General features: G+C 60.7%; 3 protein-coding genes. All 3 read left to right on the forward strand.

Going from position 1 to position 24910, the window contains the following annotated elements; all coding sequences use genetic code 11:
• Positions 1-3401, forward strand: a 3401-nt coding sequence (locus JSY17_RS25210; RefSeq protein WP_206404923.1) for a non-ribosomal peptide synthetase, incomplete at its 5' end; no start/stop codon positions are given.
• Positions 3398-16456 (forward strand): non-ribosomal peptide synthetase, encoded by a 13059-nt coding sequence (locus JSY17_RS25215; RefSeq protein WP_206403333.1) that lies wholly within the window; start codon positions 3398-3400, stop codon positions 16454-16456. The genes JSY17_RS25210 and JSY17_RS25215, both read left to right, overlap by 4 nt.
• A gap of 223 nt (positions 16457-16679) precedes the next feature.
• The coding region (locus JSY17_RS25220) for a non-ribosomal peptide synthetase (RefSeq protein WP_206403335.1) at positions 16680-24910 on the forward strand (8231 nt) is incomplete at its 3' end.

Raw genomic sequence — 24910 nt, forward strand, 5'->3', positions numbered from 1 at the left:
GTCGTCATGACCACTTCTTCGAGCTGGGTGGTCACTCGCTGCTGGCGGTGAAGCTGATCGAGCGCATGCGCCAGCAGAATCTCAGCGCCGATGTGCGTGTGCTGTTTGCTCAGCCAACCCTTGAAGCCCTGGCGGCAGCAGTGGGCGGCGGGACTCACGGTGTGGTTGTTCCCGACAACCTGATTCCTGCAGGCTGTGAGCGTATTACGCCGCAGATGTTGCCACTGGTTCGTCTGAGTCAGGAGCAGATCGACACGGTCGTGGACTGCGTGCCGGGCGGCGTGGCCAATGTGCAGGATATCTATGCGCTGGCACCGCTGCAGGAGGGGATCATGTATCACCACCTGGCGGCATCCGTTGGCGACCCGTACCTGCAATATGTGATGTTCGGCTTTGACAGTGAGAGCCGGATCGAAGCTTTTGCCCAGGCCTTGCAGGCCGTTATCGCCCGTCACGACATCCTGCGCACGGCTGTGCTGTGGGAAGGTCTGGACGAGCCGCTGCAAGTAGTCTGGCGCGAAGCGAAACTGGCTGTCGAAGCCGTAAATCTTGACCCCGCTGATGGCGATATTGAAACCCGTCTGCATGAGCGTTTCGATCCGCGCCATTACCGGCTGGACATTCGTCAGGCTCCCCTGATGCGCATTGCCTATGCGCAGGATCCGCTCAACGAGCGTTGGGTGGCCATTCTGCTGTTCCATCACCTGATAGACGATGCCACCTCGCTGGCCGTACTGTCCCATGAGATCGAGGCGTTCATGCAAGGCTCCGAGCATACGCTGGCAGCCTCGGTGCCTTACCGCAACTACGTGGCCCAGGCCCGTCTTGGAGCCAGCCGCGAAGAGCACGAAGCGTTCTTCCAGAATATGCTCGGGGATATCGACGAGCCGACCCTGCCGTTCGATCTGCAGGATGTGCAGGGCGATGGCAGCGGTATCGAAGAGGTTCGCCAGAGCGTGGATGCCGGTCTGACACAGCGACTGCGCCAGCAGGCGCGCGGGCTTGGCGTCAGCATGGCCAGTCTTTATCACCTTGCATGGGCGCAGGTCCTGGCCAGGGTCACTGGCAAGGAAGAAGTGGTCTTCGGCACGGTGTTGATGGGCCGGATGCAGGGCGGTGAGGGTTCCGATCGTGCTCTGGGGATGTTCATCAACACCTTGCCGTTGCGCGTGAGTGTCGGTGATATCAACGTTCAGGATGCGGTCAGAAGCACTCACCGCCGTCTGAGCGGACTGCTTGTCCACGAATATGCCTCACTGACGCTCGCGCAGCGCTGCAGTGCTGTAAAAGCGCCATTGCCTCTCTTCAGTGCCTTGCTCAATTACCGCCATACGGGAACATCCCGCACTCGTGAAGGCATGGATGGCTGGGCGGGCATAGAACTGCTCACAGGTGAAGAGCGCACCAACTATCCATTGACGCTGTCGGTGGATGACGAAGGTCAGGGCTTTGCCTTCTCGATCATGACCTCGGCTGATGTAGGTGCCAGACGCGTCTGTGACTTTGTGCAGCAGACGCTGGTGAGCCTGGCCGATGCGCTGGAGCGGGCAACGCTTTCAAGAATGCGGGATGTCTCCATTCTGCCGGCTCAAGAGCGTGACCGGGTGATTTCGCAGTTCAATGCGACCCGTGTGGCATATCCGCTCGAGCAGACCGTCCATGGTCTGTTCGAAGCCCAGGCGGCACGCACGCCAGATGCCGTTGCCCTGGTGCATGAAGATCGGCAACTGAGCTACGCCGAACTGAGCGAATGTAGCAATCGCCTGGCTTGTCATTTGCGCGAGCAGGGCGTGGTTGCCAATGCCCGGGTGGCGATCTGTGTCGAGCGCGGTATCGAGATGGTGGTCGGTCTGCTGGCAATCATGAAGGCTGGCGGCGCTTATGTACCGCTGGATCCGGATTACCCGGCCGATCGCTTGAACTACATGCTCGACAGCAGCGCACCTGTTGCCTTGCTGACCCTGGGGCGGATACCGCAAGGCCTGTCGTGCGGTCGTGTGGCGAAGATCGATCTCGGACCTGAGGCATCATGGCGCACAGGACCGACCGGCCCGGTCAGCGGGCAAGCCGATTCCCGGCAGTTGGCTTATGTGATCTACACCTCCGGCTCCACCGGCAAGCCCAAGGGGGTGATGGTCGAGCAGCGTGGCGTGGTCAACCTGCTTTGCGCCATGCGCGACATGGTTCAGGCGACACCGCAAGATCGCATGCTGGCCCTGACCACCATCAGCTTCGACATTGCCGGGCTTGAGCTTTACATGCCGCTGATCTGCGGTGCCCGTACCGTGCTGCTGGATCGTCGTCATAGCCATGACCCGCAATTGCTGGCCGAGGCCATCAGCCATAGCGGTGCCACGCTGATGCAGGCAACCCCCGCCACCTGGCGACTCTTGCTGGATTCCGGCTGGTCCGGTGCTTCCGGGCTCAGGGCCTTGTGCGGTGGTGAGGCGCTGCCTCTGGATCTGGCGCAACGTGTGGCGGCCCGGGTGGAAACACTCTGGAACGTCTACGGCCCGACAGAAACCACCATCTGGTCGTCGTCGCTGCAATTCGATGCCAATGACAAGATCTCCACCAGTGTCGGTATCGGGCGTCCGATTGCCAACAACCGCTTCTACCTGCTGGACGAGCAGGGCGAGCCGGTGCCCATGGGCGTGGCTGCCGAGTTGTATATCGGTGGTGATGGCGTGGCGCGTGGTTATCTGAACCGTGACGATCTGACTGCCGAACGCTTCATGGATGACCCTTTCAACAGTGACATCGACGCGCGCATGTACCGTACCGGCGATCTGGGCCGCTGGCTGGCAGACGGCAGTATCGAATACCTGGGCCGTAACGACGATCAGGTCAAGATCCGTGGCTTCCGCATCGAACTGGGCGAGATCGAAGCCAGGCTGGCGCGTCATGAAAGCGTGAAGGAAGCGGTGGTCATTGCTCGTGAAGACGTACCGGGTGACAAGCGTCTGGTGGCCTATTTCACGTCGACGGCTGCCGAGGTCGACCTGGAAACGCTGAGGACGCTTCTGCAAGACCAGTTGCCGGGCTATATGGTGCCTGCGGCCTATGTCCATCTTGAACATTTACCGCTGACACCTAACGGCAAGCTGAATCGCAAGGCGCTGCCTGCGCCGGACCAGCAGGCAGTGATCAGCCGTGGCTACGAAGCACCGGAAGGCGAAACCGAAATTCTCCTGGCACAGATCTGGGCTGAAGTGCTCAAGGTCGATCGGGTAGGACGCCATGACCACTTCTTCGAGCTGGGCGGACATTCGCTGCTGGTGGTCAGCCTGATGGAGAAAGTGCGTCAGGCGGGTATGGAAGCCGACGTCAAAACCCTGTTTGAACAACCTACCCTCGCGAAATACGCCGCTGCGATGGAAAAAACGGAGATTTTCCTGTGAATTTGATCGAACTGTTGGCAGTACTGGAAGAAAAAGGCGTAGAGCTTTCCGTCGCGGGCGACCAACTGGCTGTACGCGGTCGTAAACAGTCTCTGGCCGAACCGGCCGTCCTGGCCTTGCTGCGTGAACACAAGGCAAGGCTGATCGAGTCTATCAAGGACGGCTCTTATGCCAGCGCTCTGAAGAACCTACAGACAGTGCCCGAAAACGGCATTTTCCAGGGCTGTGAGCACATTACGCCGGATATGCTGCCATTGCTGGCCCTGGACCAGGCCGCCATCGACCGGATCGTGGCCCGTATCCCGGGCGGCGCAGCCAATGTGCAGGACATCTATCCGCTGGCACCGTTGCAGGAGGGGATTCTCTACCATCACCTGACGGCCGAGCGGGGCGACCCCTATGTGTTGCAGAGCGAATTCACCCTGACCAGCCGCGAGCGCCTGAGTGACTTCATCGACGCCTTGCAGAGTGTGATCGACCGGCACGATATTCTGCGCACCTCCCTGGTCTGGGAAGGCCTGGAGGAGCCTGTACAGGTGGTCTGGCGTGAAGCGAAGCTGGGTGTTCAGGATATCTCTGCGGAACTGGAAGCCGGAGACGTATTGCCGCAACTCAAGGCGCGCTTCGATCCTCGTCACTACCGTCTGGATATCGGTCAGGCACCGTTGTTGCTGCTGGTAATCAGCGAGGACAAGGCCAATCATCGCTGGTTGGCCATGCTGCTGTTTCACCATCTGGCCATCGATCATGCCGCACTGGAAATCGTGCAGCATGAAATGCAGGCTTTTCTGACCGGTCAGTCTAAAACCCTCGAAGCCCCCGTACCTTATCGCAACTATGTGGCGCAGACGCGTCAGCCAGGCAAGCGCCAGAGCCATGAAACGTTCTTCCGCGAAATGCTGGGCGATATGGACGAGCCGACACTGCCGTTCGGTCAGCAGGATGTATTGGGCGACGGTAACGGCATCGAGGATGCGCATCTGGCGCTGCCCGCAGAGCTGGGGCAGCGTCTGCGTGCCCAGACCCGGAAGCTCGGCGTCAGTGCGACCAGCCTCTGCCATCTGGCCTGGGCCCGGGTGCTGGGCGTAGTGTCGGGACGCGACGATGTGGTGTTCGGTACCGTCATGCTGGGCCGTATGCAGGCCGGGCAGGGTGCAGGACAGTCCCTGGGGATGTTTATCAACACCTTGCCACTGCGTGTGCGTCTGGCCGGGCAAAGTGCACAGGCCGGGGTGGCGAGCACGCATGCCGCCCTGACTCAACTGCTGGGTCACGAGCATGCCTCGCTTGCCCTGGCTCAGCGTTGCAGCTCGGTGGTTGCCCCGACGCCGCTGTTCAGTGCCCTGTTGAACTATCGGCACAGTGCCGATGCCGGACAAATCCTCGATGAGCAGACTCTGAGTGCCTGGCAGGGTATTGAAACCCTGAGTGCCGAAGAGCGGACCAACTACCCGTTGATACTGTCGGTGGATGACTTCGGTGAGCACTTTGCGCTCCACGTTCAGGCTACCTTGCAGATCGGCGCGCAACGTGTCGCCACCTATATGGCCTCTGCACTGACAAATCTGGTCAGCGCACTGGAAGCAGGCGGGGAAGCAGGTCTGACGGATATCGCTGTAGTGCCGGAAACCGAGCGCGAGCAACTGCTGCACCGCTTCAACGACAGCGCGACGGACTATCCACGCGACAGCTCCGTCCATGACCTGTTTGAACAACAAGTGACCGAGCGTCCCCAAGCCCTGGCCGCCGTTCATGGCGAGCACTCGCTGACCTACGCCGAACTCAATACCCAGGCCAATCGACTGGCCCATCATCTGATCAGCCAGGGTGTGGTTGCAGGCGATGCGGTGGCGATCCTGCTGCCGCGTTCGCTGGATCTGCTGGTAGCGCAACTGGCCGTTAGTAAGTGCGCGGGTATTTATGTGCCGCTCGACGTCAATGCTCCTCAGGAGCGTCAGGCGTTCATGGTGCAGGACAGCGGCGCGCGTCAGGTGCTGACCCATGGCGATCTGGAGGTGCCGCAAGGCGCTATCCGCATTGACCTGGACCGCCTCGACCTTTCCGCGCAGCACGGCGATAACCCGGAGTTGGGCTGCAGCAGTGAAAGCGCGGTGTACATCATGTACACCTCGGGCTCCACCGGCACGCCGAAAGGGGTACTGGTGCCGCATCGTGCCATTGCCCGTCTGGTGATCAATAACGGTTATGCCGAGTTCACGACCTCAGATCGCGTGGCCTTTGCCTCCAACCCGGCCTTCGACGCCAGCACCCTGGATGTCTGGGCGCCGCTGCTCAATGGCGGTTGCGTGGTGGTGGTCGATCAGGAGGTGCTGCTGTCGTTGCCCGACTTCAAGGCGCTGCTGCTGGAACAGTCGGTCAGCGTGCTGTGGATGACCGCCGGTTTGTTCCATCAATACGCCTCGGGCCTGTATGAGGCCTTTGCGAAACTGCGCTATCTGATCGTGGGTGGCGATGTACTCGATCCTTCCGTCATTGCTCAGGTCCTGAAAAATGGCGCGCCCGAGCATCTGCTCAACGGCTACGGCCCGACCGAAGCAACGACTTTCTCGGCCACCCACGAAATCAAGACCGTGGGCGAGGGCAGTATTCCGATTGGCAAGCCGCTGGCCAATACCCGCCTGTACGTGCTGGATGCCCGTCAGCAGCCGGTGCCGCTGGGTGTCACCGGCGAGCTGTATATCGGTGGCGATGGTGTGGCACTGGGTTATCTGAACCGTGCTGACCTGACCGAACAGGCCTTCGTCGCTGATCCGTTCAGCATCGACCCGGCAGCCCGTCTGTATCGCACCGGCGACCTGGCCTGCTGGCTGGCCGATGGCACGGTGGAATACCGTGGCCGGAATGACCAGCAGGTGAAGATCCGTGGTTTCCGTATCGAGCCGGGCGAGATCGAAACCCGTCTGGCCAGCCATGAGGCGATCAAGGAGACCGTGGTGCTGGTGCGCGAAGACGTGCCGGGCGACAAGCGTCTGGTGGCGTATTTCACCTCGACGGAAGCCGATATCGATCTGGAGGTCCTGCGCAGTCATCTGCAAGGCCAGTTGCCGGACTATATGGTCCCGGCGGCCTATGTACAGCTGGACAGCCTGCCGCTGACCAATAACGGCAAGCTGGACCGCAAGGCTCTGCCAGCGCCGGATCAACAGGCGTTTATCAACCGTGGCTACGAAGCACCGGAAGGTGATGTCGAAACCACCCTGGCGCAGATCTGGGCTGAAGTACTGCAAGTTGAACGCGTCGGGCGTCACGACCACTTCTTCGAGCTGGGCGGCCACTCGTTGCTGGCGGTCAAGCTGATCGAGAAAATGCGTCAGCAAGGGTTGAGCGCCGATGTGCGGGTGCTGTTCAGCCAGCCGACGCTGGCGGCCCTGGCGGCTGCGGTGGGTAGCGGTACGGAAATCCGTGTACCGGCCAACCTGATCGAGCCGGGCTGCACCCGTATCACGCCGGATATGTTGCCGCTGGTCGAGCTGGATCAGAATACTCTGGATCTGGTTGTGGCAACGGTTCCCGGAGGGGCTGCCAATATTCAGGATATCTACCCGCTGGCACCGCTTCAGCAGGGCATTCTTTACCATCACATCAGCGCCGAGCAGGGCGACCCCTATGTATTGCAGGCAACGTTCTCGGTCAGGAGCAGGGAACGTCTCGATGCATTTGCCAACGCTCTGCGCCATGTGATCCAGCGTCACGACATTCTGCGCACCGCGGTGGTCTGGCAAGGGCTGAGCGAGCCGTTGCAAGTGGTCTGGCGTGAAGCTGACCTGAGTGTGGAGTTCCTTAAACCCGACCCTCGCGACGGCGCCATTGCCGAGCAGTTGAGCGAGCGTTTCGCCAGCAGTCACTATCGCCTCGATCTGGCCGAAGCGCCCTTGATTCGGCTGGCCTGTGCTCGTGATGGCGACAGCTGGGTCATGTTGCTGATCTTCCATCACCTGGCGCTGGACCATACTGCGCTGGATGTGGTGCGTGAGGAGATGCAGGCCTTCATGCTGGGTGAGGCCGATTCGCTGCCCGCTGCCGTGCCGTACCGCAACTACGTGGCTCAGGCTCGCCTGGGGCTGGGTCAGGAAGAACATGAAGCCTTCTTCCGCGACATGCTGGGCGATGTCGATGAGCCGACTCTGGCTTATGGTCAGGCTTCGCTGCCCGATGATGGCGGCCATATCGAAGAGGCCCACCTGAAGCTGGATATCGGGCTTTGCCAGCGGGTACGGATGCAGGCCCGCCAGCTTGGTGTCAGTGCCGCGAGCCTGATGCATCTGGTCTGGGCTTTGGTGGCCAGCAAGGCCAGTGGTCGCGCCCAAACGGTATTCGGTACGGTGCTTATGGGCCGGATGCAGGGCGGCGACGGTGCAGACCGTGCCTTGGGCATGTTCATCAACACACTGCCGCTGCGAGTGGATATCGACGGACGCAGTGTGGTCGAGGGTGTGAAGTCCACCCATGCGCGCCTCAGTGCATTGCTGGGTCACGAGCATGCCTCGCTGGCTCTTGCACAACGCAGCAGTGCCGTGGCAGCACCTTCGCCACTGTTCAACTCGTTGCTCAATTATCGTCACAGTGCCGCCGATATGGCCTCTGGTCAGGCGTTGTCGGCCTGGGAAGGCATCGAAAGCCTGAGTAACGAAGAGCGCACCAACTATCCACTGGCCATTTCCGTGGATGACCTGGGCGAAGGTTTTTCCGTCAGTGTGCTGGCAATGCAGGAAATCGGTGCCCGACGTGTCTGCGACACCTTTGCCTACACCTTGCAGCAACTGGTCGAAGCTCTTGATGACCGTCCGCAGACGGCTCTGCACGATGTGCCGGTCATTGCACTCCAGGAGCGTCAGCGCCTGCTGGAAAGCTTCAACGCCACTGCCACGGATTACCCAAGGGACCAGACGCTTCAGCCTCTGTTCGAGGCGCAGGTTGCCGAGCGACCTGACGCCGTTGCCGCCGTGCACGGTGATCGGACGCTGAGCTATGCCGAACTCAACAGTCGTGCCAACCGTCTGGCCCATTACCTGACGGGGCTGGGAGTGAAGGCGGGCGATGCAGTGGCTATTCTGCTGCCGCGCTCGCTTGATCTGCTGGTGGCGCAACTGGCGATCACCAAATGTGCCGCTCTCTATGTACCGCTGGACGTCAATGCGCCGCTGGACCGTCAGGCCTTCATGGTCCGTGACAGCGGTGCCCGTCAGTTACTGACTCTGCATGGCCGTGAGATTCCGGAAGGTGCAGAGCGTCTGGATCTGGACCTGCTCGATGTGAGCAGTCAGCCGGACCATGACCCGCAAAACAGTAACACTGCGGAGTCGGCGGCTTACATCATGTACACCTCGGGCTCTACCGGCACCCCAAAAGGGGTGATCGTGGCGCACCGTGGCATTGTGAAACTGGTACGCAACAACGGTTTTGCCGATTTCAACGCCAATGACCGGCTGGCATTCGCCTCGAATCCGGCATTCGACGCCAGCACCCTGGAAGTCTGGGGCGCGCTGCTCAATGGCGGGCAAGTGGTAGTGATCGACCATGAGTTGCTGCTGGACCCGCCACGCCTGGCCGAAGAGCTGGTGGCGATGGCTGTTACCTCGCTGTTCGTGACCACTGCGGTATTCAACCAGTACGTGAGCCTGATCGGCGAAACCCTGGCAGGGCTGCGCATTCTGATGTGTGGCGGTGAGCGGGCCGACCCTCAAGTGTTCCGCGACCTGCTGGCCATTGCTCCGGATCTGCGCTTGATCCACTGCTACGGTCCGACCGAAACCACCACCTACGCGACCACTCTGCACGTGACCGATGTTCCGCCGCAGATGAGCAATGTGCCCATCGGCAAGCCGCTGGCCAATACTCAGGTCTATGTACTCGATGCCCGTCAGCAACTGGTTCCCATCGGTGTTGCCGGGGAAATATGCATCGGTGGCGATGGTGTCGCGCACGGCTATCTGAATCGTCCCGAGCTGACCGCCCAGGCGTTTATCAGCGACCCGTTCAGTCCTGTCGAGGGTGCGCGGCTCTATCGCTCCGGCGACCGTGGTTGCTGGCGGGCAGATGGCAGCCTCGAGCATCTTGGCCGTGGCGACGGCCAGGTGAAGATTCGCGGTTTCCGTATCGAACAGGGTGAGATCGATGCGCGCCTCAAAGCCTGTCCGGGCGTGCATCAGGCCTCGGTCGTGATCCGCGAAGACGTGCCGGGGCAAAAGCAACTGGTGGCGTATTACACTGCCGAATCGGCCGAATCGCTGCTGACAGTCCAGAGCGTCCAGGCCTGGCTGCGTGAAGCCCTGCCGGAATATATGGTGCCTTCGGCCTTCGTGCGCCTGGAGCACTGGCCTTTGAACAACAATGGCAAGCTTGACCAGAAGGCGTTGCCTGTTCCCGACGCGCAGGCACTGACAAGCAGTGTTTATGAGGCTCCGTCAGATGAGGTGGAAGCCTTGCTGGCCAGTATCTGGTCACAGGTATTGAAGGTGGAGCGTGTAGGGCGCTTCGATAACTTCTTTTCTCTGGGCGGTCATTCACTGCTGGCAGTGACGCTGATCGAGCGCATGCGCCAGGAGGGTTTGCGCGCCGATATCAAGGTGCTGTTCAACCAGCCTACGCTGGCGGCACTGGCCGCCTCCCTGACGACTGAGCAGGACATTCAGGTGCCGGCCAATCTGATTCCTGCCGACTGCCAGCGGATCGAACCCTGGATGCTGCCGCTGGCCAGCCTTGATCAGACAGCCATCGACGATATCGTCGCTGCCGTACCCGGCGGGGTGGCCAATGTGCAGGACATCTATGCTCTTGCGCCGCTTCAGGAAGGCATCCTGTATCACCATGTCGCGGCACGCGAGGGCGACCCCTTCATCCTGCAGTCATTGCTCGCAATGGATAATGAAGCCCGTCTGAAATCTGCCATGCAGGCTTTGCAGAAAGTGATCGAGCGCCATGACATTCTGCGCACGGCAGTGTTCTGGAAAGGTCTTGAAGCGCCTGTGCAGGTGGTCTTGCGACACGCCACGCTGTCCAGCGAATGCGTTGAGCTGGACCAGAAGGATGGCGATATTCTCGGACAGATGCGCGAGCGGTTCGATGCGCTGAATTTCCGCATGGACATCAGCCAGGCACCCCTGATCTGCATGCCTTACGCCTGGGATTCTGCGAACCAGCGCTACGTGGTGGCGCTGGTGTTCCACCACCTGATCATGGATCACGTGGCCTTCGATGTGGTGGTGTCCGAAATACAAAGCCTGTTACTGGATGAAGCGGCACCGCTGCCTGAGCCGGTTCCTTACCGGAATTATATCGCTCAAGTGCGCCTGGGGGCCGATGAAGCAGCCCATGAACGCTTCTTCCGCGACATGCTGCAAGACGTCCGCGAACCTACCTTGCCGTTTGGCCAGCAGGTATCCGAAGGCGTGATGCATGAAATCCACGACACGGTAGATAGCGACATCGCTCAGCGTGTCCGCAGCCTAGCCCGAAGCCTGGGCGTGAGTGCGGCCAGTCTCTATCACCTGGCATGGGGCCTGGTGGTGGGGCGTGTCTCGGCAAGTGACGATGTGGTATTCGGTACGGTGCTGGTCGGGCGGATGCGCGGCGGGGACGGCGCAGACCGGGCGCTGGGCATGTTCATCAACACCTTGCCGATCCGTGTGGAACTCGGGCAGCAGGCTGTGGCCCAGGCAGTCAGACAGGTGCATGCAAGTCTGAGCGGGCTGCTTGAGCATGAACATGCACCTCTGGCGCTGGCACAGCGTTGCAGTGGTGTGGCAGCACCGGCTCCGTTGTTTGGTGCGTTGCTCAATTTCCGTCACAGCGCAGCGGACGACTCTGCACAGGCTTACACCGCCTGGCAGGGTATCCAGGGGCTTGAGGCCCATGAACATACGGCTTATCCCTTGTCGCTGGCGGTAGACGATACGGGTACAGGGTATCTTCTGACGGTTCAGGCCAGCGGAGGCATCGATGCCCGGGCACTGTGCGATTACATGCAGTGCGCCTTGCAAAACCTGCTTGAAGCTCTCGAACAGGCCCCGGCGACTGCCTTGAGTCGTATTTCGATACTGCCTGATGCCGAGCGCCTGCGTTTGCTGACATCGTTCAACGATACCGATAGCGCTTATCCGGATCAGGCAACAGTTCACGGGCTGTTCGAGACTCAGGCACAACGCACGCCCGATGCCGTAGCGGTGGTACATGGCGAGCAGAGCCTGACCTATCGTCAACTGGATCAACAGGCCAATCGACTGGCGCACTGCCTGACACCATTGCTTGGCGGACAGAATGCTCCGGTCGCATTGTGTGTCGAACGTGGCCTGGAAATGCTGGTGGGCTTGCTGGGGATTCTCAAGGCGGGCGGTTGTTATGTGCCGCTGGACCCCGGCTATCCGGCCGATCGCTTGAACTACATGCTTGCCGACAGCTCTCCGGTGGCCTTGCTGACACTGGGCAGCGTGCCTGACGGTCTGGACAGCGGCAGTATTCCGGTGATCGCTCTGGACCGCGATGCAGACTGGCGCTCAGGCCCGACATCGCCTGTGGAGCGTGAAACCGATGCGCAACAGCTGGCTTATATCATCTATACCTCCGGTTCCACCGGCAGACCCAAAGGTGTAATGCTCGAACAGCGCGGTGTGGTCAACCTGCTGTGCGCCATGCGCGACATGGTTCAGGCCACAGCGCAAGATCGCATGCTGGCCCTGACCACCATCAGCTTTGACATTGCCGGTCTGGAGCTTTACATGCCGCTGATCTGTGGCGCCTGTACGGTACTGCTCGACCGTCACGGGGCTCAGGACCCTGTATTGCTGGCCGAAGCGATCGCTCAGAGCGGTGCGACCATGATGCAGGCCACGCCGGCCACCTGGCGACTCCTGCTGGATTCCGGCTGGTCGGGAGCTGCCGGGCTCAAGGCGTTGTGTGGTGGCGAGGCATTGCCTCTCGACCTGGCACAACGAGTGGCCGCAAGAGTCGGCACGCTCTGGAACGTCTATGGCCCTACCGAAACCACCATCTGGTCATCGGCGCTGGAGTTCGATGCCAGCGACAAGGCTTCGGCCAGCGTCAGTATCGGCCGTCCGATTGCCAATAACCGTTTCTACCTGCTGGACGAGCAGGGCGAGCCCGTCCCCATGGGCGTGCCTGCCGAGTTGTATATCGGCGGCGACGGTGTGGCCCGTGGCTATCTGAACTGGGAGCAACTGACGGCCGAACGCTTTATCGATGACCCGTTTTCATCGAAGCCCGGAGCGCGTCTTTACCGCACCGGCGACCTGGCACGCTATCGCCCCGATGGCAGCCTCGAATACCTGGGCCGCAACGACTTCCAGGTAAAGATTCGTGGCTACCGCATCGAACTCGGAGAAATCGAAGCCAGACTGGGCGCTGTACCGGGTATTCGCGAAGCAGTGGTCGTAGCCGTCAAGGATGCCCATGGCGATCTGCGGCTGGCGGGCTATTACACCGGCGAAAACTGTGCGAACAGCCAGTTGCGTGAGTCCTTGCTGGCCGACTTGCCGGACTTCATGGTGCCCACTGTGTTCGTGCACATGGAAAAACTGCCCCTGACCCCCAACGGCAAACTGGATCGTAAGGCGTTGCCTGCTCCTGAAGCGGATATTGAACGTCACTACGAAGCGCCTTGCGGGGAGCAGGAACTCAGTCTTGCCGCGATCTGGGCCGAGTTGCTCAAGGTCGAGCGGATCGGACGCGACGATGACTTCTTCGAACTGGGCGGGCACTCGCTGCTGGCCATGCGTCTGGTGTCTCTGGTTCGCCAGCAATGGGGTGTGGAGCTGCAACTGGCCGAGCTGTTTGCCCGTCCGCAACTGTGTGCAGTAGCCGAACAGATTGCGCTGGCGACACGCAGCACTCTGCCGGCCATCACCCCCGTTTCGCGTAATGAGGCCTTGCCGCTTTCATTCGGCCAGCAGCGTTTGCTGTTCCTGGCGAAGATGGAGGGTGCCAGCGCGGCCTATCACTTGCCGGCCGGTCTGCGCCTCAAGGGTGAGCTGGAGTTCTCTGCGCTGCAGCGTGCCCTGGACCGCATCGTGGCGCGGCACGAGGCCTTGCGTACCTGTTTTGTACAGCCTTCGGGCGGTGCGGCGGTGCAACATATCCTGCCGGCAGATAGCGGTTTTGCGCTGACTCAGGTTGATCTCTCGAAGCTGGAAGATCCGTCGGCTGCCTTGAACGAACTGACCGGACAGGAAGCGCTGCAAAGCTTCGATCTGCAACACGGGCCGCTGATCCGCGGACAGTTGATCCGGTTGGCGGAGCAAGAGCATGTGCTGCTGGTCACCCTGCACCATATCGTTTCCGATGGTTGGTCCATGGGCGTATTGACAACTGAGCTGGGTGCGCTTTACGCGGCATTTGTGCGTGGCGAGCCGGATCCTCTGCCGGAGCTGACCGTGCAGTATGCCGACTATGCTGCCTGGCAACGTCGCTTGCTGGAGGGCGAGGCCTTGTCGACCCAGACCGACTGGTGGCGCACGACACTGGCCGATGCTCCGGCAGTGCTGACACTGCCCACCGATCGACCGCGTCCGGCACAGCAGGACTATTCGGGGGCCGCGATACCGGTCTGCTTCGATGCACAGTTGACTGCGCAACTTCAGGAACTGAGCAAACGCCATGGCACCACGTTGTACATGACGGTACTGGCGGCCTGGGCGGCTACGCTTTCGCGTCTTTCCGGTCAGGAGCAAGTGGTGATCGGCTCGCCGGTCGCCAACCGCATGAATGCAGAAGTCGAAGGGCTGATCGGTCTGTTCGTCAATACACTGGCACTGCCGATCGATCTGTCCGGCAAACCCGACTTCGCCCGGTTGTTGCACAGGGTCAGAGTCTTGTCCCTGGAAGCCCAGGCGCGTCAGGCGTTGCCTTTCGAGCATGTGGTCGAGGTGGTCAAACCGGTTCGCAGTCTGGCCCACAGCCCGCTGTTCCAGGCCATGCTGTCGTGGCAGAACAATGAAAGTGTCGACCTTCAGTTGGGCGAACTGACACTGGAAGGCATTGGCGCACCGAGAAACAGTGCCAAGTTCGACTTGTCCCTGGATCTCGGAGAAATCAACGGCCAGTTGCAGGGCAGCCTGGAGTTCGCCACTGCCTTGTTCTATCCGCAAACCATCGAGCGCTATCGCGGTTATCTGGAGCGTCTGCTGCGCGCCATGGTGGCCGATGCCGGACAGCCTGTGCACGGGGTTGCGTTGCCGGATGAGGCGGAACGTCTGCATCTGGCCCGCTTCAACGATACGCAGCACTACTACCCGCCGGCACAGACCGTTCATGGGCTGTTCGAGGCTCAGGTGCTGCGTACGCCTGATGCCCCGGCGCTGATTCATGGCGGCGAGCAACTGAACTACCGTCAGTTGAACGAACGTGCCAACCGTCTGGCCTGGCATTTGCGCGCCCGGGGTGTCGAACCCGATGCCCGGGTGGCTATCTGCATGGAGCGTGGTACGGAAATGGTGGTGGGACTGCTGGCCATCCTCAAGGCGGGTGGCGGCTATGTACCGCTGGACCCGGCCTATCCGGCCGAGCGTATCGCCTACATGCTGGCGGACAGCTCACCGACAGTGGTGCTGGCGCATGGGCCGACTCTCGGTCTGCTGTCTGCCACCAGTGCCCCGGTGATCGACCTGGACAACAGCACCTGGCTCGGACAATCACCGGAAAACCCGGATATTCCCGGCCTGAGCGCTGCGCACCTGGCTTATGTGATTTACACATCCGGCTCTACCGGCATGCCCAAAGGCGTAATGATCGAGCATCGCAACACGGTCAACTTCCTGACCTGGGTAAAGCGTGCCTTCGAGCCGACAGTGCTGGCCAGAACCCTGTTCTCCACCTCGTTGAACTTCGACCTGGCGGTCTACGAATGCTTCGCTCCGCTGAGCACAGGAGGCTGCATCGATCTGGTGAAAAATGCCCTCGAATTGCAGCGAAGTGAGCATGATGTCACGCTGATCAATACCGTACCCTCCGCGCTCAAGGCACTGTTGGAGTCCACCGGGCTGGGCCAGAGCGTGCATACGGTCAACGTGGCGGGTGAAGCGCTCAAACGCAGTCTTGTGGAAAAGCTGTTCGAGCAGACTCAGGTCAAGCGCTTGTGCAACCTTTATGGGCCTTCGGAAACCACGACTTACTCCAGTTGGGTCGCGATGGATCGGGAAAGCGGCTTCAGTGCGCATATCGGCAAACCCATTGCCAATACCCAATTCCATGTCCTGGATGAATATCTGAACCCTGTGCCGATGGGCGTTGCGGGCGAGCTTTTCATTGGTGGAGCGGGTGTGGCGCGCGGGTATCTCAACCGTGACGAACTGACGGTCGAGCGCTTCCTCGATGATCCGTTCAGTGATGTTCCCGGGGCGCGGATGTACCGCACCGGCGATCTGGGACGCTGGTTACCGGACGGTAATATCGAGTACCTGGGGCGCAATGACGATCAGGTCAAGATTCGCGGCTTCCGTATCGAGCTGGGTGAGATCGAAGCGCGCCTGGCTGGTCATGAAGCGGTTCGGGACGCGGTCGTCCTGGCCAGGGAAGACGAGCCCGGCGATGTGCGGCTGGTGGCGTATTACACGCCGCAGAGCGAGAAGCTGGTGGTCGACAGCGGGTTATTGCGAGCCCACTTGCAGGCGCAATTGCCTGAGTACATGGTGCCTGCCGCTTATGTACGTCTCGAAGCCTTGCCGCTGACGCCCAATGGCAAACTGGATCGCAAGCGCCTGCCGCTGCCTGACAGCAATGCGTACGTGACGCATCGTTACGAAGCACCTCAGGGCGAAAACGAAACCCGGCTGGCCATGCTCTGGGCCGAGTTGCTGAAGGTGGAGCGAGTAGGGCGTCACGACCACTTCTTCGAACTGGGCGGGCATTCGCTGCTGGCGGTCACGCTTATCGAGCGCATGCGCCAGGAGGGGCTGGAAGCCGATGTGCGTGTGCTGTTCGGACAATCGACACTGGCCGCCGTCGCGGCATCGCTGGTGCCTCTGCGCACTGTCGAAGTTTCGGTTTCCCGTGTTCCCACTCAGCAACGCAAACGCCGTATCTGACCCGCCTCTGTGCTGATCTGCGGTGTCCCCATTCACGGGGACGCCGCTTTCCCAAACCCCCAGATGTCCTGCATTTCGCCTGTCCCCACATACCGTGACAGACAGTCCAGAACCGATGCTCTAGTTTTTTCCCACCCTAGAAAGGCGGCCTTTTGCCTTTTTCGCGAAGTCGTTTTCTGTTTCTCGTCGACTTCTCCAGAACTCATACAGCGCAGGTTATTCGATGCTCTTCAACGAATTGATGGCTATCATTTCCGGTCACCCGATCCGCCTCCAGCACGAGGAAGGTGACCTTGTCATTCTGGGCGATGACGAAGGTTTCGATGATGCGCTGATGGACAGTATGCGCCAGCACAAGCATGCGCTTATCGACCTGGTGAAGAGAAACGGCGGCGACTGGCTGAGTCCTGCCTTCCGCATCACGCCCGATATGCTGCCTCTTGCCGGACTGAGCCAGGAGGCGATTGACCGTATCGTCGAAAGCGTACCCGGTGGGGCTGCCAACGTGCAGGATGTCTACCCGCTGGCACCGTTGCAGGAGGGTATTCTCTACCATCATATTTCTGCCTCCCAGGGCGACCCCTATGTCCTGCACACGGTTTTCAGTGCAGAAAGTCCGCAGACGCTGGAAAGCTTTGCCCGGGCGCTGCAAGGCGTCATCAACCGTCATGACATTCTGCGTACCGCCATCGTGTGGGAAGGACTCGACGAGCCCATGCAGGTGGTCTGGCAAGAAGCCCGGCTGGGGTTCGATGAAATCGCTCTGAACCCGGCCGACGGGGACATAGTCGCGCAACTGCAAGAGCGTTTCGACCCGCGTCACTACCGTATGGACGTGCGTCAGGCTCCGTTGATGCGCCTTGTCTGGGCGGCTGATCCGCTCAACTCGCGCTGGGTGGCCATGCTGCTGTTTCATCACACGGCCCTGGACCACGCGGCACTGGAACTTGTGCAACATGAAACCCAGGCATTCCTGCTGGGGACCGAAGACGCTCTGCCTGAGGCAGTTCCCTATCGCAACTACGTGGCTTTGGCGCGCACCGGGAGCGGGCGTGAGGAGCATGAAGCGTTCTTTCGCGACATGTTGTCGGATGTGGAAGAGCCGTCCCTGCCATTCGGTTTCACCGATGCACTGAACCCGGATGCGGTCATCGAAGAAGTCCGCTTGCCCGTTGAGGAAACTCTGGGGACGCGTCTGCGTGCTCATGCGCGCCGGCTCGGCGTGAGTACTGCGAGCCTGGCCCATCTGGCCTGGGCTCAGGTGCTGGGCCGCATATCCGGTCGCGAGGATGTCGTGTTCGGCACCGTACTGATGGGGCGGATGCAGGGTGGCGAGGGGGCCGACCGCGCCCTGGGCATGTTTATCAATACCTTGCCATTGCGCCTCGAGCTGGGCACCCAGAGTGTGGATGCCAGTATCAAGGCTGCGCATCTGCGTCTCACCGGTCTGCTGGGCCATGAGCATGCATCGCTGGCATTGGCCCAGCGTTGCAGTGGTGTGGCCGCTCCGACGCCGCTGTTCGGCTCGCTGCTCAACTATCGTCACGGCAGTGCGGCACAGGCAGTCACCGCACAGGCACGAGATGCCTGGCATGGTCTGCAGATACTGGGTGGCGAAGAGCGCAGTAACTATCCCATTACGGTATCGATAGACGACCTGGGCGACCGCTTTTCGATCAGCGTTCTTGCGCTGGCGCAGATCGGCGCCCAACGCATCGGTGAATACCTGCTGGGGGCCTTCGAACAACTGGCCGAGGCATTGGAGCATGATCCGCGTCAGGCCTTGAGCGCGCTGGACTTGCTGCCGGATGCAGAGCGCAATCAGTTGCTGGTGGCATTCAACGACACGACCCGGCCTTATCCACGTGACAGCAGCGTAACAGCGTTGTTCGAGGCACATGCCGAACGTCATCCTGACGCGCCGGCGGCCGTACATGGCGAGCAGCAACTCGGTTATGGTCAGTTGAATGCCCGTGCCAACGCACTGGCGGCTCATTTGCGTACAGCAGGTGTCCAGGCCGGTGATCGAGTGGCTATCGAACTTGAGCGTTCTTTCGAACTGCTGATCAGCCAACTGGCCATTCTCAAGTGCGGTGCGGTGTATGTGCCGCTGGACGTCAATGCGCCCGCCGAGCGTCAACAATTCATGCTTGAGGACAGCCAGGCACGTGTGTTGCTGAGCCTGAGCAGTCGTGAGTCGCTGGCGGACATTCTTCGCCTGGAGCTCGATAACCTGGAACTGGATGGCGAGGCGGATGCGGCACCGCAGGTGGCAGTGGAGGGCGGTGCGCCGGCCTATGTCATGTACACCTCCGGTTCTACCGGAACGCCCAAGGGGGTACTGGTCACCCACCGTGCAATCAGCCGTCTGGTCATCGATAACGGGTATGCCGACTTCAATGCTGCGGACCGCGTAGCCTTCGCCTCCAACCCGGCATTCGATGCCAGCACGCTGGAAGTCTGGGCCGCGCTGCTCAATGGTGGCTGCGTGGTGCTGGTGGATCAGGATGTGCTGTTGTCCCGTGAGCATTTCGCCGGTTTGCTGCTTGAGCAGTCAGTCAGCGTGGCGTGGATGACGGCGGGTCTGTTTCATCAATATGCATCGGGTCTGTATGAAGCATTTGCCCGTCTGCGCTACCTGATCGTTGGCGGGGATGTTCTTGACCCGGCCGTCATTGCACGGGTCCTGGAAAACGGTGCTCCTCAGCACTTGCTCAATGGTTACGGTCCTACCGAAGCAACTACCTTTTCCACCACCTGGGAAATCGAGCGAGTCGAAGGCCCGGCTATTCCCATCGGCCGACCGGTGGGCAACAGTCGCGTCTATATCCTGGATGAGCACCTGCGGCCCGCGCCGCTTGGCGTGACGGGCGAGCTTTATATTGGCGGCGATGGTGTCGCCAAGGGCTATCTGAATCGCCCTGATCTGACTCTTGAGAAGTTCATTTCCGACCCGTTTGCTGCGGGCGACGATGCCATGCTGTACCGCACTGGCGACCTTGGTTGCTGGCGGCCTGACGGTGGCATCGAGTATCGGGGGCGCAACGACGATCAGGTCAAGATCCGTGGTTTCCGGATCGAGTTGGGTGAAATCGCCGCCCGCCTGGGCGCCTGCGCTGGCGTTGCCGACGCCACAGTACTGGTCCGTGCCGATCAGGAAACGCCTGGCCAGAAGCGTCTGGTTGCGTATGTGATTGCACAGGCCGGGATCGAACTCAGTGCTCAGGCCCTGCGCGATGAGTTGCTTGGCTCGCTGGCCGAGTATATGGTGCCTGCGGCCTTTGTCATGCTGGAAAGCTTCCCGCTGACCGCCAACGGCAAGCTGGATCGTCGTGCCTTGCCTGAACCGGGTGCCGAAGCCTTCGCCAGTCGTGAGTATGAGGCCCCTCAAGGTCCTGTCGAAGAAACCCTGGCGACACTCTGGGCACAGTTGCTCAAGGTCGAGCGTGTGGGGCGTCATGACCATTTCTTCGAGTTGGGTGGCCATTCGCTGCTCGCTGTCAGCCTGATCGAGCGCATGCGCCAGGCAGGTCTGAGCGCCGATGTGCGGGTGCTGTTCAGCCAGCCGACGCTGGCGGCTCTGGCTGCTGCTGTTGGTAATAATCATGAGATCAGTGTCCCGGCCAATGTCATCGCCGCCGATTGCCAGCGCATCACGCCCGCCATGCTGCCGCTGGCGGATCTGGATCAGGTCTCCATCGATCATCTGGTGGCCAGCGTGCCGGGTGGTATTGCCAATATTCAGGACATCTATGCTCTGGCGCCTTTGCAGGAAGGTATTCTCTATCACCACCTGGCGGCCGAGCAGGGTGATCCCTATGTCTTGCAGACATTGTTCGGTCTTGCCGACCGTGGACGTCTGAATGACTTCGTCCAGGCCTTACAGGCCGTTGTCGACCGCCATGACATCATGCGCACGGCGGTCTTCTGGGAAGGTCTCGACAGTCCGGTCCAGGTGGTCTGCCGCCAGGCACGTCTGAGTGTCGAAGAAGTCAGCCTGGATCCGGCTCAGGGCGATATTGCCGAGCAGTTGAAGGAGCGTTTCGACCCACGGCATTTCCGTCTCGATCTGACGCAGCCGCCCTTGCTGCGCATTCGGTTTGCTGAAGATGCCGTCAATCAGCGGTGTGTCGCCTTGCTGTTGTTCCATCACCTGGCGCTGGACCATACCGCGCTGGAAGTGGTTCAGCACGAGATGCAGGCCTGGTTGCTGGGGCGTCAGCAGGAGCTGGGCGAGGCAATTGCTTATCGCAACTATGTGGCCCAGGCTCGTCTGGGTGTCAGTCGTGAAGCTCATGAGTCATTCTTCCGTGGCATGCTGGGCGATGTGGAAGAGCCGACGCTGCCTTTCGGCTTGCAGAATGTGCAGGGCGACGGTGGCGGTGTCGAGGAGGCCAGCCAACTGCTGGCCGCCGGCCTGGATCAGCGCCTGCGTCATCAGGCGCGGCATCTGGGTGTTAGCCTGGCCAGTCTGGTTCACCTGGCGTGGGGTGTGGTGCTGGGTGCCATTGCGGGCAAGCAGGACGTAGTGTTCGGCACCGTGCTGATGGGGCGTATGCAAGGTGGTGACGGTGCTGACCGTGCCATCGGTCTGTTCATCAATACCTTGCCGCTGCGTCTTGCGGTGGGTGAGCAGGGTGTCCGGGCCGCAGTCCGGGCTGCACATGGACGGCTGAGCGAGTTGCTTGGCCATGAACATGCCTCGCTGGCACTGGCCCAGCGCTGCAGCGGTGTACCTGCATCCATGCCGTTGTTCAGTGCCTTGCTCAACTATCGCCATAGCGCTGCCGGTGAAGTCACGTCAGAGGCCGTTGAGGCCTGGAAGGGCATCGAAGGCTTGTCCGGCGAGGAACGCACCAACTACCCGTTGACCCTGAACGTCGATGATTTGGGGGATAACCTGCTGTTGACCGCGCTGGCGCAGGAAGGTGTAGGTGCCCAGCGCGTATGTGGCTATGTGCAGGCTGCCCTGCAGCAGTTGGTCGAGGCTCTGGAGCTGACACCGCAGGCGCCGTTGCGCAGCCTGTCGGTCTTGCCTGAAACCGAACGTGAGCAAGTGCTGCACGGCTTCAATGCTACCGAGGCAGAATATCCACTCGACCAGACCGTTCATGGTTTGTTCGAAGCTCAGGTCGATTGCACGCCGGATGCGGTGGCTGTGGTTCATGACCGTGACCATTTGATCTATGCCGAACTGAACCAGCGAGCCAACCGTCTGGCGCATTACCTGCGCAGTCAGGGCGTGCAGCCGGATTCGCGGGTGGGCATCTGTGTCGAGCGCGGAATCGAAATGGTGGTCGGTCTGCTGGCCATCCTCAAGGCCGGTGGCGGTTATGTACCGCTGGACCCGGCGTATCCGGCTGAGCGTATCGCCTACATGCTGGAAGACAGCGCTCCGGCAGCAGTGTTGGCGCAATCGTCGACTCTGGAACTGGTCTCGGCGGCGGGTGTGCCGGTGATCAATCTGGATAAGGTGACCTGGCAGGATCAATCCGTCTCCAATCCGCAGATCGAAGAGCTGACACCGGCTCATCTGGCTTATGTGATCTACACCTCGGGTTCCACTGGCTTGCCCAAGGGCGTAATGATCGAGCACCGCAATACGGTCAACTTCCTGACCTGGGCGCAGCAGGCGTTTGCGCCTGAGGTGCTGGCCAAAACCCTGTTCTCGACTTCGCTGAACTTCGACCTGGCGGTCTACGAGTGCTTTGCACCGCTGATCTCGGGCGGCCGCATTGAAGTGGTGAAGAACGTGCTGGCCCTGCAAGAGGGTGAGCATGATGTGACCCTGATCAACACCGTACCTTCGGCGCTCAAGGCGCTGCTGGAGTCGGGCGGTCTGGGGCAGGGCGTGCATACCGTCAACGTGGCGGGTGAAGCGCTCAAAGGTTCGCTGGTCGAGAAGCTGTTTGCCGAAACGGCCGTCAAACGCCTGTGCAACCTCTATGGCCCGTCGGAAACCACCACCTATTCAAGCTGGGTGGCAATGGATCGCGAAGAAGGCTTTGCACCGCATATCGGCAAGCCGGTGGCCAATACCCAGTTCTACCTGCTGGACGAATACCGTCAGCCGGTGCCGTTGGGTGTGCCGGGCGAAATCTATATCGGCGGTGCCGGTGTGGCCCGTGGTTACCTGAACCGTGACGACCTGACCGCCGAGCGCTTCCTGGACGATCCGTTCAACACCGGAGCGCGGATGTACCGCACCGGCGATCTGGGTCGCTGGCTGGCCGATGGCAATATCGAATATCTGGGCCGTAACGACGATCAGGTGAAGATCCGTGGTTTCCGTATCGAGCTGGGCGAAATCGAAGCCAAGCTGGCGCGCCATGAAAGCGTGAAGGAAGCGGTAGTGATGGCCCGTGAAGACGTGCCGGGCGATAAACGCTTGGTAGCGTACTTCACTTCAAATGTTGCCGAAGTCGATCTGGAAACCCTCAAAGTCCATCTGCAAGGCCAGTTGCCGGAATACATGGTCCCGGCGGCCTATGTGCATCTTGAAAAACTGCCGCTGACACCAAACGGCAAGCTGGACCGCAAAGCCTTGCCGGCCCCGGATCTGCAAGCGCTGATCAGCCGTGGCTACGAAGCGCCGATTGGCGAAACCGAAACCACCCTGGCGCAGATCTGGGCCGAAGTACTGCAGGTCGAGCGTGTGGGTCGTCATGACCACTTCTTCGAACTGGGCGGCCACTCGCTGCTGGCGGTGACCCTGATCGAGCGCATGCGCCGCAAGGGTCTGTCGGCGGATGTACGAATCCTGTTCAGTCAGCCGACTGTTGCGGCGCTGGCCGCTGCCGTTGGCCAGAACCGTGAGATTGTGGTGCCGGCCAACCTGATAGAGCCGGGTTGCACCCGCATCACTCCTGAATTGCTGCCGCTGGTCAGTCTTGACCAGAGTGCTCTGGACCGTATCGTGGCCACTGTGCCGGGTGGTGCGGCCAATATTCAGGACATCTATCCGCTGGCGCCGTTGCAGTCGGGCATTCTTTACCATCACATCTCTGCCATCCAGGGGGACCCTTACGTCCTCCAGGCGACTTTTACAGTCAGGGATCAGTCGCGTATCGAGTCCTTTGCCACGGCCCTGCAGAAGGTGATTGAACGTCACGATACCTTGCGTACGTCGATCTTCTGGGAAGGTCTTGAAAGCCCGGTACAGGTGGTCTGGCGTCAGGCGCAACTGGTGGTCGATACCCTTGAGCTGAACCCTGTGGATGGCGACATCGCCCTGCAGATTCGTGAACGATTCTCTACGCAACACCACAGCCTCAATCTTGGCCAGGCACCGCTGATGCGTCTGGCCTGTGCCCATGACCGCAGCAATGGATGCTGGATCATGTTGCTGATGTTCCATCACATGGTGCTCGATCACACAGCTCTTGAGGTGGTGCGTCATGAAATGCAGGCTTTCATGGTCGGCGAGGGTGACGCGCTACCAGCAGCGATGCCTTACCGCAATTACGTCGCTCAGGCTTGCCTGGGACTGACCGAGCAGGATCATGAAGCTTTCTTCCGCAGTCAGTTGGCCGATATCGAAGAGTCGACCCTGGCCTATGGTCAGGAAGGTGTGCGTGGCGACGGAACGGGTATAGAAGAGGCCAGCATTGCCCTGAGTGACGAACTGAGTCGTCGAGTACGCGCCCAGGCCCGCAAACTGGGCAGCAGTGCGGCCAGCCTCATGCATCTGGCATGGGCACTCGTTGCCCGTGCGGCTTCCGGTCGCGATCAGGTGGTTTTCGGTACTGTACTGATGGGCCGTATGCAGGGCGGCGAAGGCTCCGACCGCGCCCTGGGCATGTTTATCAATACCTTGCCGCTGCGAGTGGATATCGATGCTCGCAGCGTAGTCGAGGGGTTGAAATCCACTCATTCGGGGCTGACGGCTCTGCTTGGGCATGAGCATGCCTCACTGGCACTGGCCCAGCGTTGCAGTGGCGTTGCCGCGCCTGCACCACTGTTCAACACCTTGCTCAACTATCGTCATAGCGCAGTGGACATGACCTCCAGCCAGGCTGTGTCGGCCTGGGACGGCATCGAAAGCCTGAGCAACGAAGAGCGCACCAACTATCCCTTGACCCTGTCTGTGGATGATCTGGGCACCGGTTTTGCCTTTACCGCCCTGGCCATGGTCGAGATTGGCGCTCAGAGGGTGTGCGACACACTCTTGTGTGCGCTGGAAAATCTGATCGATGTGCTGGAGAAACGCCCCGATACTGCGCTTCACAGCATTGCCGTATTGCCTGAGGCCGAGCGCGAACAACTGCTGCACCGCTTCAACGACAGCGCGACGGACTATCCACGCGACAGCTCCGTCCATGGCCTGTTTGAACAACAAGTGACCGAGCGTCCCCAAGCTCTGGCTGCCGCTCATGGCGAGCATTCGCTGACCTACGCCGAACTCAATACCCAGGCCAATCGACTGGCCCATCATCTGATCAGCCAGGGTGTGGT

It is taken from the genome of Pseudomonas capsici (genome assembly GCF_017165765.1).
GTDB classification, from domain to species: Bacteria; Pseudomonadota; Gammaproteobacteria; order Pseudomonadales; family Pseudomonadaceae; genus Aquipseudomonas; species Aquipseudomonas capsici.